Origin of the sequence: Paenibacillus sp. FSL H7-0942 (assembly GCF_045040715.1) — a bacterium.
Taxonomy (GTDB): domain Bacteria; phylum Bacillota; class Bacilli; order Paenibacillales; family Paenibacillaceae; genus Paenibacillus; species Paenibacillus amylolyticus.
Genome location: NZ_CP150279.1, coordinates 582,607 through 595,864, shown reverse-complemented (window position 1 = coordinate 595,864; position 13,258 = coordinate 582,607). Strand labels below are relative to the sequence as shown.

Below are 13,258 nucleotides of genomic sequence, written 5' to 3'. Positions count from 1 at the left end.
AGGAGGTACGCACATGAAACTACAGGGAAAACTGATACTTAATGCTCTAATTTCACTACTTCTATGCCTTGTGCTAGTCGCTTATATCATCATGCAATTGCTCAACATGAATGCCAAAAATCAAAATCTGGTACCAGCCATGCTCAAGGTGAGTGAACTGAACGCCAATCAGATTCAGACCCAGCAAGCGCTGGATGTCTACTCATTCTCCATGACAGCAGGAAACCAGGACGCCGTACTTCGCTTGCTGGATGAAGGTCAAACGATGATTCAGGAACTTACGGACGGATTGCTCGAAACAGATCAGCAGTTACAACTTATTCAGTCCATCGAGACAAAATTAGAAGCTCTCAACCAGGGAGCCACCGAAGCGATGAGTGCGATGAACAGTGCGGAAGCGAAACGTTACAGCACTCGGGTTCGGGGCATACAGAATGATATCTATTCGTTAGATGAGATGACTCGGGATCGTTATGATCAATATACCGTCGATTTGGAACGTGACATTCAGCAAACGTGGCAAGCCGCTCTGGCAGGAGCTATCGTATTGCTCGTCGCCGTGATGCTGTTTAATATGTATACTTCACGTCAGATTGCCAAGCGTATTCGAACACTCAAAGACGCCGCTGGACAAATTGCGGACGGTGACCTGACCGGACAATTACCGGAAGCTCGGGGCAAAGATGAACTCGATGACCTGAGTCGTTCCTTTGGTACCATGACTCATAATATCCGCGGCATTATTCAGTCGATTGGTGAAGCGGGTCATCGTGTCGATCTGATGGCGCAAGATATTGACCGCGGTAATGATACAGCCCAAGCGATTGTGCAGCAAGTATCCCGCACCACGGAGGAACTCTCGATTGGCAGTCAAAAAATTGCCGAGGATCTGAGTGAAACAGTGATGGTTGTGGACAAAATGCAGTCTACCTTCAATAGCAATCTGGAGGCCACTTCCCAATCGGTAATCGATGGTCGTGAAGTATTAACTACCGTTGAGGAAGGTAATAAGGCTGTAGCGGAGCAACTCCGCTTGGCCGAAGTGAATCGTATGGCGATGGCCGAGGTGGAACAAACGGTGCGGGAACTGGAAGAAAGCGCGGTTCGAATCACTACGATGACGGCATATGTATCGGAGATTGCCAAACAAACAACCATGCTCTCGTTAAATGCCTCCATAGAGGCTGCTCGCGCTGGAGAAGCCGGACGTGGCTTCGCTGTTGTTGCGGGCGAGGTGAACAAACTCGCCGAACAATCTGCGCAATCGGTCAAACATATCTATGCGGCTGTGGGCGAGATCACAACCTCCATGGACAAGGTGAAGAACTCTGTAGCACAAAGCATGCAGTTATTCGGCGAACAGGAACAAGCCACTGGCCAGACTCGCGAATCCTTCTCTGCTATTCGTGAAAGTGTGGAGCGCATTAGTACCGGCATCCATCAGCTTGCTGAGGACATGCAACACTCCAATGAACTCAGTACGCAGGTGCAACAAGCCATCGAAAATATCAGTGCCATCACCGAGCAGTCGGCTGCCAGCAGTGAAGAGATCACCGCCTCCACATCGGAACAACAACGTTCCTTCGCTGATGCAAGTATCAAGGTGAAGTCATTGCGTGATATTAGTGCAGAGATGCATCAGGAACTGCTGCGATTCCGGCTGTAAGCAGGATGCCGGAGAATTTTGGGTTGGACGTAGTTCAGATGTAGTTGAGATGCAGGTTAGATGCAGATTATAGGCATGTTATGGGCAGGTTATAGCCGAGCCAGGATTAGGTAGCGTGAACATACAAACAAATAAAGGGGAGCCTCCGTCATGCATCATGACAGGGCTCCCCTTTTCAGTACTAATCATTGTTTCATCCAACCATTAATTCGTTTCAAAGATATGAAAGTATATAAATTGAACTAAACATTTACACGAAACGGAGAAGACAGAAAGAACCTGAAAAAGCGGAGCTAAAAGTTGTCTGAAAGAAGCTGCCTCAGAAGCATATACTTCGCCTAAAAGCTTCTTGAAAGAAAGCCGCTTCGGAAGCATATGCTATCCCCGGATTTCCTAATTTATAAAAGAAAAAACTGGGGATAACAGCGATCGGAAGGTTGTTCTGTCACCGGAGTGTCCAGTGTAAATATTCTTTAGATCAACTTATATAGATAACAAGGCATCAACATTTCAGATCCAAACGTTTAACGAACTGAGCAAACCTTATTGGGCCATTAATTGCATGTTATAAAACCTAACGAATCTCAGGCACTCTATTCACTAATTTAGTCCGGTTTTTCAGGTGTTTTATCTGAAATACACAGAAATAACGTGGATGAGGTTCGTTAGCTTTTGCTCCTCGATGTAAACCGTGGTATAAGGTGTATCAGGTTCGTTGCTATGAACGTTTTTGTCAAGCCCATCACAAAATGCTGCTTTTCGCCGAAGCCCTAAGCGCGGGAGTCCATATGCGAGCGACGGTTGGCACGCTGCTATCCGTGGGTTGGTTACCACATGGTATGCCTTCGTCAAGGAGAGCTGTTACAAGCTAGCCACGCACGTTCAGCCCATTAAAAGCCTAGTGCAAACGAACCTCGCACATTCTCTCCTGAACCTTCCATGAACTCCCGGGCTTAGGGCTCCGGGGTTTTCCCCTTTTTCCGTTTAAACCATCCGTCTCTTCAAGATGAATAACAGATTACTGAGCGTTCGGTAGCTCCAACGTTCGGGCGATCGCCCAAATGAACCCGGTCAGTTCCCTGGCCACCGCGGTGACCGCGACATTTTTGTGTTTGTTTAATCCATAAACTAAACGACGGAATTTTCGGTGCAGCCGTTCCTGGGCTTTCCAGGAAATGAGCTGTATGTCCGCAGGCAGACCTTCCAAACGGCGGGCCAAATCCCCTTTAATCGCAGGCTGATGGCGGTAACTCCATGCCGATTCAATCAAGGTGCGACGCAATCGTCCATTTCCCGCTTTGGTGAGCGAGCCTCGTTGGGTACGGACTCCAGACGAATGCTCACGCGGAACTAGGCCTAAGTAAGCCATGAGCTGAGCAGGAGAACGGAACCGGGCAAAGGAACCGATCTCCGCAGCAAGCGTGACGGCCGTGAGAAATCCAATGCCACGCAGAGACTGTAAAATCTGAATCAAATCGGCTTTGGAACTGGTCGCTGCCTCTTCAATCAAGGCTTTTTCCAGTCGACCGATGCGTTGCTCGATCTCGTCCATGGCATGAAGGTACTCCGTAAACGCAATCTGCATAGGCGCATTCGGGAAGGTCAGTTGTCCAAGCCATACGCGATATTTTTTCGTCCAGCGACGTTTGATTTGTTCAGGCGGATGGATCTGGTGACGCAATAAAAATTTGAGCACGCGTTGACGAGCCCGGTGAGCATCTTCTTTTGCCGATTCGCGTGCCCGAACCAATTCACGAAGCGCCTCATCTTCACGTGCTGGAACGTAAATCGGCGTAAGCTCGCCTGCACGGAACAGACGTGCCAGTTGCTCGGCATCCCGTCGATCGGTTTTCACGTGATCGCCGGAGCGTTTGGGGATGAGTGAAGGAGCAATGACGACACAATGGGCCCCCATGGATTCGATCCAGCGGTAGGTTTCGTATCCTGTAGGACCGGCCTCATAACAAAACGAGAGGGAGCTTGCCGGACCCAACTCTTTGATGAGTTTGCGTAAGGCAGCAGGCGCATGAGCAATGGTACCGTAATACCGCGGCTTGTCTTTACCCTCGTCAGCAATAGCGACAGAAATTTTTTCTTTGGATACATCTAAACCAATGAATTTTGTGGTAGACTTCATAGGGATAGCTCTCCTTTGCTGTGTAGCTCTGAAATGGTGGTCTTCTTACTGTCCATTTTAACCTACGATGTGCAGCAATATGGAGGGCTATTTTTTGCGGTTACGTTCATCATAGCTAGGGCACTGGGAATTGGGTAGTGAGCACTGAGCAATGGACATCGTGCACTCATCTACTTTTAATGCGCTGGTGCGCTAGTTCGTTGGATCACTTGCAGTTTAGAAATGATTAGTCATAGACAGTAACCCAAAACCATAAGCTAGTCCCACACCTGCCCTATCCTCACAGTGCGTCGATGATGTCTCCGGCCAGCAGGGATGATGGGTCACCGCGCAGCAGTGCTGCACGTTCAGCGGCCTGTCCGTGGAGATATACGCCGAACGCGGCGGCTTGCTCCGCGCTGAGCCCTTGGGCAAGCAGACCGGCGATGATGCCGGTCAATACGTCTCCGGCACCGCCAGTCGCCATGCCGGCGTGCCCGGTGGTGTTGATGTACGCCTCGCCGGACGGCGTTGCGATGACCGTTCGTGCTCCTTTGAGCACAAGGGTCACGCCCTGCTCGCGGGCGTATTTTGCAGCGTGCCCAATGCGGTCACGCTGCACCTCTGGGGTCGACATGCCCAGCAGTCGGCCCATCTCGCCAGGGTGCGGCGTCAGAATTGTCGCCGCACTTCGCTGGCCCCAGTCGCGAGGCCCATGTGGGCCAGCGTCTGCCAGCATGTTGAGGGCGTCCGCGTCTATGACGAGCGGACGATCCGTATGTTGCCACAGACGGCACAGCCAGTCTGTGTCGCCCTTGAAGCGGCCGAGGCCGGGGCCGGTCGCGAGCACGTCGCGGCTCTCCGCGAGACGCAGCACGGCGTCGGCGGAAGCCGCGTTCCATTCGCCGCTGTCGCCATCGGAGGCGGCAGCAAGCATGAGCTCGGGCACGGTGCCGATGACATGCGGCAGCAATGCCGCGGGCAGCGCCCATGTGGCGAGCCCGCAGCCTGCGCGCAGCGCGGCCTTGGCCGAGAGCAGGCCAGCGCCGCTCATCGGCAGACTTCCTGCGGCCAACAGTACGTGGCCGTAGGTGCCCTTGTGGCCGTCCGGTGCCCGTAGACGGCCTGTATCCACGCGCAGCGCACCGCGCAGCACCTCGTCCGTCAGCAGACGGACCGAGGGGCCATGCTCTGGCGCAAGTCGCGCGGGAATGCCGATGGCGCGCACCACAATGCGCCCCGCAGCAGAAGCACCCGGGTACTGCACCAGCCCGCGCTTAAGCAGCGCGAGACATACGGTCACCCGGGCTTGAATGCAGGGCTTGTACACCTCTCCGGTGTCGGCGTCCAGCCCGCTTGGCACATCGGCGGACACGACCGGCTTGCCGCTGTCGTTCGCCGCCTCAATCAGCGCCGCGTAAGCTCCGCGCGGCGCTCCCCGCGAGCCGGTGCCCAGCAGCGCATCCACGATGCCTGTGCACCGGCTGAAGTCCACGGCTTCGCGCCCGTGGACAAGAGCAGGGATGCCAAGCTTCGCGGCGGCATCCCGTTGCACTGCGGCTTCGCCCCGCAGTGCATCAGGGGCATCGGCGTAGACTAATGTCACGCCAAGCCCTGCTTCAACCAAATGGCGCGCGGCCACCAGCCCATCGCCGCCATTATTGCCCTTGCCGATCAGCATGTACCACTGCTGATCTCCCGGGCGCTCCATCACCAGCGCCGGATCGGCGATGATGTCGCCACCATAACCTTGCCGATCGCCGGGCCCGGTGTGTGCCCGCCTCGCATCGGTCTGGCTGCTATAGCCAAGCTGCCCTGAATCCACAAGCCGGCCTTCTGCCTGCCCTTCCCGGCACAGCTTGATGACTTCCTCGGCTATGGCGCGGCCTGCATTCTCCATTAGACTTGCTGCCGGAATACCGAGCTGATGAATGGTATACTCGTCCACAGCTTTCATCTGTTCAGCGGTTACGATAAACAACGTTCATCCCTCCCCGTGACAAGCTCATCTCATACCTATAAGCAACAACATCGCACCTAAACGCTGTATCCTGTATGTGTATCGCTATCTTTCCCTTTACCTCATATAGTTACCATGATGCGCTTCATGCATCATTGGAAGCTCTATCGATCCGTGTACGAGACCTTCAGATTAAATCATCCATTCCAAAGCCTGTCTACTCTTAATAACCTACCGTAAACCGTGCTTGGATAAATTGCGGATCGTCCAGTTCGTCCACCAAAGCCGCTGCAAAATCGCCAACGGAAATCGAGCTTTCCCCGATATCATCCGTAATCACACGGTTCATGCCAACCCGGAACTGGCCTGTACGACGTCCTGTTGTGATTGTCGCAGCAGGGCTCATGTAGGTCCAGTGAATACCTGATGCTTCAATCAGGTCATATGCTTCTGCATGTGCTTTTGCCAGTGGTTTGACTTCTTCCGGGAATCCCGGCGTATCCATCAGCATATCACCGGAATCGGTTAGCAAACTTCCCGCTCCACCAACTACAACCAGACGCCCTGCTTTTGCCCGGCGCACACCCTCGATCAACGAACGTGTCACTTCCAGCATCTCTTCTTCTCCACCGAACTTCGGTCCATATGCACTCACAACCACTTCTTGACCCGCTGCAAAATCAGCCACCTGATCCGGGTTAAGCAGATCTCCCTGTTCTACACGCAAACGCTCATGAACCATCTCAACCTTCGAAGGGTCACGCACCACCGCTGTCACTTCATGCCCACGATCCATCAGCTCCCACAGTATCATCTTGCCAATCGCTCCGGTTGCTCCAAAAATGGCTACTTTCATATGAATTCCCTCTTTTCTGTAGATATCATTTCATCAACTTACCGTTATTTTAATACTTAATCCTATTGTTATATACCTTAAACGGCTCACGCCATCTTAAACCGGATGTGACATCTTGTAAACCTATCTCTTACAGCTTATATGTAGAAAAACAATCTTCACTGCGTGATCGAAGGAAACACCGCCATTCAGAAGCATCCCCTCTCCTCCCCATCAAGCAATACGGTTCATGTAAAAAAGCCGCTAATGCGGCTATACGGAGATGATTTCATAATCATATGAAGTGTAGTCTCGCATCAAAATTCAGTTTTCATTCCGCTAGGCAGTCGGCCCTTCTTCTCCCTGCCTCCACCACATGCCCTCCGATTTTGGGCTGGTATATTCAAATCCAAATTGAGCATACAGACGATCAGCCGGAACATCCGCCAGCAGACTGACCAAACCGCGAGCAGGCACAACGTCACGCAGATAATTCATAATCTCGCTCATGATCAGCTTTCCATAACCCATTCCCTGAACATCCGGGTGTACGGCAATGTCAACGACCTGAAAGAAGCAACCGCCATCTCCAATCACTCGCCCCATACCTACCAACATATCCTCTTCACGCAGACATACGGCAAACAGACTATTCGGTAGTCCAATCTCCGCCCCTTCCCTGCTCATTGGACTAAGACCCGCGATCTGCCGCAGGGCAAGATACTCCAATGCTGCGGGTGGTGTGTGTTCAATATTCACATGATCCATGAATTGTGCCCCTCTCCAACAAAATAAATTATTCTTTTATTCTGTCAACCACATGCCAAGACTTCAACAGCAAAACCGGCGGGATATATACAGGCATAATCCACTGGTAAGACAGATCTTGAAGCAACTGACCTAGCCATAACCTCCCTTGATAATCCAGCCGAATCCTCCACAGACCGCTAGCCATGGTTTCTCCCTGATCTACAAGTTCACGGGCATCATCATAGGAATACTCTTCTCCTTTATTTCGTTCAATTTCTTCAAGAGCTGCATCATATCCCCGTTGCTGCTCTTCTTCCATTTCATTTGTAAGGTCAGAATCATATATCACGGAAAAGTTAAGCCCTTTGAGCTTACGCTCTTCAATCCATTCTTTAAACTTTTCTGTAACAAAAACCTGAACACCAGGAGTTTCCTTAATCTTGAACATACACGTTCCTTCCGGTATTTTGGCAGGATCGAATACAAGCTTGTTAAACCGTGCCCAAGACCCATCTTTGAATCTACCAATATCAGAACGATGATAATCAACACAGTCCAATATATTAGTAACATTTAGTATGAACAATTCCATATTATCATTCGTTATGGGCAAAAATTCTACTTCGCTTGTTAATAAACTCTCTTTCTCCATCATCTCTTTAACTCTTTTTGAGAACACAGGTTTACCGATATGGTAATTCGGAAAATCCTTGTATGATTTTTTATAAAGGGTTTCTAAACCTATTGTTGTCCATCCTTTTATTTTAGATTGACCGTGGAAATCACTATTAATTGGATGATGATCATCTTCCACTGAAGCTAGGACCTTCGTTTTCGTATCATGATTAAACCTATAAAATTTCATTTCTCCCCACCTTAAAATCTTTCTATTATAATTACATCTGTGTCACTGAGCTACTCTAAGTATCATGACTTTAACATATGAATTCTGCTTGAATTCATCTACTTCCTGTGTAATAGTGAGAGAAAGCTTACGTGAAGCGTGTTTCATGATACGTGAAGTTGGTGCAAAGGAGGAACAAGTGTGTTTCAACGTTGGATTGAAGATCTAACATCGCGCCCAGGCGCTGTGGCTGTGCTGTTTGGAGTCATGGCTTTGCTTCTGGGGATATACATATGGTCTGCCACTGAAGTTCGCCGCAGCCACGAAAGGCGAATGAGAAGGATACGAGATACATTATACATAAGTACAGCCCTCTTGGGACAACTTACCATCCAGGAAAATCGGAATTATGAACGATCGGAACACGAACATGACGATCTGATAACAGCAATGTTAGCCTGCAAAGCTGCATCTTACCTATCTCCTCAGCTACAGGACCAGATCCGTGACTGTATTAAGGATCATGACCCTGCCAGAATCGGACTGATGCACAGAGCACTGGAACGGGAATGCACCGTATTATCGGATGAACTCAGCCGGGAGACTCATGCAGATCATTGGGGCACAGCGGTCTGGACCATCCTTCGGCCTGTAGCCGAACCAGCCGCACTGGCGGCTACAGGGTTTCTGGTTATAGATCTGGTATTTCGTCAGCGGATGTTGGACGTGCCTGTGGACTCATGGGACAGCATCTTGCCATGGATTCGCGCAATTTCCCTGATGATCACCATAATATATGGTTACCTGCTCTGGGCCAGCCCACGCCGGGATAGGTCAAGTACAGTAACCAAAATGCTCTCCTTGCTGATCGCGCTATGCTCGTTGCTCCATCTGATTGGACCTATTGCTGCGCCCTACGCCCTTGGATTACAGCTGATTATATTCACTTCGGGTTTCGGGTTGACTGGGACACGCTCTCGAAGTGAGCGCCCCTACGCAGGACATACGGATCTGGAACCAACGAAGCAAGTCTCTACGGAACTGGAAGGAAATACACGTCGTACATCTGGTACCAACACCGACGAATAACCTACGATTCAGCCGCTTCCGTATGATTAAACTTAGATACCCACATCGATGATACGAGACTTGGCCCTCCCTCGGCTGGATTTTCACCGATCAGGTCGTGTCTCCTTACTCGGCATGCTATACGATGATGGATGTCAGTGTCCCAAAATTATCGAGCTCCCGTCTGGCTGATCCTATTGAGTAGCCAATCTATTTTCTAAGGAACTCAGGACGTCTTATTTGGCCTCTACAGCCTCTTTCAAAATTGTAAAAAACCTCAGACACGTTATTTCCCAAAATCGCTCGATAAAAACGCTCTAAAACGCCGTACATTTCGATATAACGTGTCTCAGATTCCTTAGATTTCTGCGGGTGCTTCAAACCCTTGAATAAGACGCCTCATATTCGTTAGCGCTCAACCCCTGTTCATGCTCTGTTCCAAGCGCGACTGAGAGGAAACCTCGTTTCTCTCTCGTACGAAGCGAAAATTCTCATTGGTAGAGGAAAATAGGAAAATCGCTTTTGCGAAGTCCTAATTGCTTGCTCTTACATTTAGTATTTAGCGCTTGCCTACTCCGGACACGTTCAGATACAGTTCGGCTTTCAGGACGTGTTGAAAACATCCCCTATATCCCAACGTAACTGTACGCGAAAAGGGCTGAAACTACATTGTAGTTTCAGCCCTTTTCTATAATCTTTTCTTGCGAAGAATTGAACGATATAAAAAGAACTTTAATAATTACACAAAAACGGAGAGGACAGAAATAACGTGAAGAAGCGAAGCTACAAGTTTTCTGTAAGAATACTACTTCGAAAGCATTCACTACGCCTAAAGGCTTTCTGAAAGAAAGCTCCATCGAAAGCATATGCTTATCCCCGGATTTTTTCCTTTGAAGAAGGAAAAAATCTGGGATAACAGTGATCGGAAAGTTATTCTGTCATCGAAGTCGCATGTGTGACATTCTTTAGTTCACTTTGTATCATGCATAATTACTTCACTTATTTGGCTACAACATGTGCAATGACGCGGCCCTTTTCGTACGTGACAGTCACGTCATAACCTTCGGCAGTTACACTGTCGAATTCACCTGTAATTCCATTAGCCGTGATTAACGTAATATCTTTGGAACCTTCAATCTTATAGTTGGACAAGTCGAGTTTGAAACTTCCTCCATCAATATAGAGCTTTCTGCCGACATTCAGTTGACTGTTGTTGTCAGTCACTACCAATTCCAACGTACCGTTATCCATGGTAAAGTTTCTATCTAAGTTGAGTGCTCCGTCGACATCAACGACAACTGTTCCATTTTCTACATACAGATCACCTGTACCAAAAGCCGTTGCAGATTCAGCTACCAACGTTCCTGCTTGCAGCAATGTTCCGCCAGTGTAGCTATTTTTCCCTGTCAATGTAAGGGTGCCTGTTCCTTTTTTCGTAAGCATTCCACTACCGGTGATATCATTTCTCCACCAATCTTCTGCATTGAAGCGCCCTTTGGAAGCGTCCATATCCACAGTTACATTGTTCAAGAATGCGCCGTAGCCATCCGCAGCCGTGACCAGATCAATTCTACCCCAGCCCTTGGATTCATCCAGTACAGGATATCCAGAGTCAATGGATGTTGTATACAATACTTGTCTGCGTTGCTCATCTGTTAAATACGGTTGACGTGTTTCTAACAGGGCTTCTGCTCCTTGCGGTACAACTGGAGCCAAACCTTTGGTTCCGGTTTGTGGTAGACCGTAAGTCATCTTTTCTCTATAGAAGGCTTTATTGGCATCATGATCTTCCCATTTGTGTTCATCGTAAGCACTCTTGAACGTGTAATCCTCTGTTACGGTATGTGCATACTCATACAGACTCATATTTTTTTCCTTGGCTGCAGCTCCAAATACTTCTCCTGCATTCTTATAACCTTTCTCTAACACATCTTTATTCTCAGCCTGATTAAGTGCATATGCAGCCATGGCTGTGGATTGTATTCTTCCTCCGATAACATCAAGCGGTGAGTGCATCCCCGTTACGATTCGATTCTCGCCCAACTGAGCTGCTCTCGTTAACAATTCAGTGAATCGTTCTGGTGTAGCGTATGCCAAAGGAAATACGGATAAGTAAGCTGCACTGGTATGTCCGCTCGGAAATGCGCCATCTTTCCCTCTTCCATCCTCAGCGATTCGTTTGACATAAGTTAACGCAGGAATAAGTTTAACGTTAGTTTCGTATTGCTGGTAATGTTTTTCTCCTGTTGATTTGGTGCCGCCTGAAGCCAAAGGTACTTCTTTTTTCTCACCTTCGCCCAAGGTTTCCCATACAGGCAGTCCTTTGCTGTCAACAACTTCTTTCACTTCTCCATTGGAATTCATTCTCCACGGTCTAGGGGAAGAGTAGAAATATTTAGAGGGATTAGATGAGGCAGGAATTTTGAATCGAACCAGATCAACTAAATGAACCAAGTCTGCAAGTTCCGTCTTTGCTTCCCAATCTCCAATGCCTTGGCTTTCATCTTCCACTGTTTCTTCGGTCAATACCACATTCATCTCGTCCACCGTTCGTTCAACGTTTGTCTTTGGCTTGATGATATCTACATACGTGTTAGCCAACGGACCAAAGCCCTCCATCACGCTATAGATCTTATCTCTTTGGTCATCATAATAGGCTGCCAATGTCTCTTCACCTGTGCGATTTTGCGTGACCTTTTCTACATATTTGATATTGGCTTCCCAAGTTGCTTTGTTTCGGATCTCTTCATTTGCATATGTTTTCTGATCAGCAACAGCTACGGTTGGATCATTCTTAAAGCCGTCATAATATGGAGTCGGTCCATCTCCATACTTTGCATTTTTCCCGTCAGCTCCAATTTTAGTTGCCGCTGTTCCATCTCTCCAATCCGCTAGGTTCATGGACCATACTTGATCAAAACCGTCCAAAATATCAATAAACGGATTGGTTTCCGCAATATTTTTCAAGGTGTCGTCTCCGGCATTGGCTCCGTGCTTCACGGCGGACAACCGAGCTTCATCTGCTGGGGGATTAACATTCAGCACAGTTGCCGTTCCCTTTGGCTTAGCTGGTTTGGCAGCTGTAGTAGCATCTGTTTCCACAGCCTTAACGAGCGCAGACACTGCTTCGGCACGAGTAATGGAATTAAGCGGTTTGAAGCTTCCATCTGCATAACCAGAGATAATTTTCGCTGCTGCCGCTCCACCTACAGCTCCCTTGCTCCACGCCGCTATAGACGATGAATCGCTAAATACATTCGCTGCTGTTTCATTTAACTCCAGATTCAAAATGCCAGCAATCACTTTAGCTGCTTCTTGACGGGTGATCGGATCTTGCGGCTTCATTGTGCCATCGGTGTATCCATCTATATATCCATTCGCATTTGCAATAGAAATTGCTTCGTAATACCATGCACTCTCAGACACATCATTAAAGGTAATTTTAGCTTGTCCGGAATATCCAAAGGCACCGTTTACCAAATTCATAAATTCTGCTCTTGTAATATACGTATTCGGTTTAAATGAATGATCCAGGTAACCTCGAATTAATCCTTCATCACCCCACGCTTGAATATTTGCTTCCGCCCAGTGTCCCTTAATATCAGAGAACTGAATCTTCTGATCGGCTGCAAAACTCTTCTCTGCAAATGTCGGACCTACCATAGACAACATTAGAAGTAATGCCAGTGACTTTTTAAGTGGTTTTCTCATGGCTTGCAAATACACGCTCCCGTTATGGTAAATTATTTTTTTGCTTCTGCATCTGCAAATGAGTAAGAAAGACTCTATACAGATGTCTGATCTGCCGTTACTGTAGCATTAGGGAGCGTTTCGCATCTATAGAACAAATTCCGTTTTATATCAAAATCGTACGTTCCGGAGCTTATATGCCAAGAAAAATGGAGTTAGATACTACATTTATCAATTAAAATACCTACTTTTGTAAACGCTTTATTAACTGAAAGTAAATTATGGAGTGGGAGTTTGTTAAATTTCGATCAACATGATTTCTAGTCCTC

General features: G+C 48.4%; 8 protein-coding genes. 2 read left to right on the top strand and 6 right to left on the bottom strand.

From position 1 onward, the window contains the following. Positions 1 to 13 precede the first annotated feature (13 nt). On the top strand, positions 14 to 1,666 hold the full coding sequence (locus tag MHI48_RS02760) for a methyl-accepting chemotaxis protein (protein WP_036672162.1): 1,653 nt from the start codon (positions 14 to 16) through the stop codon (positions 1,664 to 1,666). Between the two features lie 1,018 nt (positions 1,667 to 2,684). Here MHI48_RS02760 and MHI48_RS02755 read toward each other — a convergent pair. From MHI48_RS02755 to MHI48_RS02735, 5 genes are all read right to left on the bottom strand, one after another. After that, positions 2,685 to 3,803, bottom strand: coding sequence for an IS110 family transposase (locus tag MHI48_RS02755; RefSeq protein ID WP_076327767.1), 1,119 nt, complete (start codon positions 3,801 to 3,803; stop codon positions 2,685 to 2,687). Positions 3,804 to 4,083: 280 nt separating this feature from the next. Continuing rightward, on the bottom strand, positions 4,084 to 5,763 hold the full coding sequence (locus MHI48_RS02750; RefSeq protein WP_405142930.1) for an NAD(P)H-hydrate dehydratase: 1,680 nt from the start codon (positions 5,761 to 5,763) through the stop codon (positions 4,084 to 4,086). Positions 5,764 to 5,965: 202 nt separating this feature from the next. Further along, positions 5,966 to 6,598 (bottom strand): NAD(P)-dependent oxidoreductase, encoded by a 633-nt coding sequence (locus tag MHI48_RS02745; protein WP_036607440.1) that lies wholly within the window; start codon positions 6,596 to 6,598, stop codon positions 5,966 to 5,968. A 318-nt stretch (positions 6,599 to 6,916) separates the two neighbouring features. After that, on the bottom strand, positions 6,917 to 7,345 hold the full coding sequence (locus MHI48_RS02740) for a GNAT family N-acetyltransferase (protein WP_036672164.1): 429 nt from the start codon (positions 7,343 to 7,345) through the stop codon (positions 6,917 to 6,919). 28 nt (positions 7,346 to 7,373) lie between these two features. Continuing rightward, the gene (locus MHI48_RS02735) at positions 7,374 to 8,192 is read right to left on the bottom strand and encodes an imm11 family protein (RefSeq protein ID WP_036672166.1); all 819 of its coding nucleotides are present in this window, start codon (positions 8,190 to 8,192) and stop codon (positions 7,374 to 7,376) included. A 180-nt stretch (positions 8,193 to 8,372) separates the two neighbouring features. Between MHI48_RS02735 and MHI48_RS02730 the strand changes: the two genes are divergently transcribed. Further along, a complete protein-coding gene (locus MHI48_RS02730) occupies positions 8,373 to 9,260 on the top strand; it encodes a hypothetical protein (protein ID WP_340031758.1) in 888 nt (295 codons plus the stop codon). Positions 9,261 to 10,238: 978 nt separating this feature from the next. Here MHI48_RS02730 and MHI48_RS02725 read toward each other — a convergent pair. Continuing rightward, on the bottom strand, positions 10,239 to 12,950 hold the full coding sequence (locus tag MHI48_RS02725; RefSeq protein ID WP_340032982.1) for an S-layer homology domain-containing protein: 2,712 nt from the start codon (positions 12,948 to 12,950) through the stop codon (positions 10,239 to 10,241). Between the last annotated feature and the right edge of the window lie 308 nt (positions 12,951 to 13,258).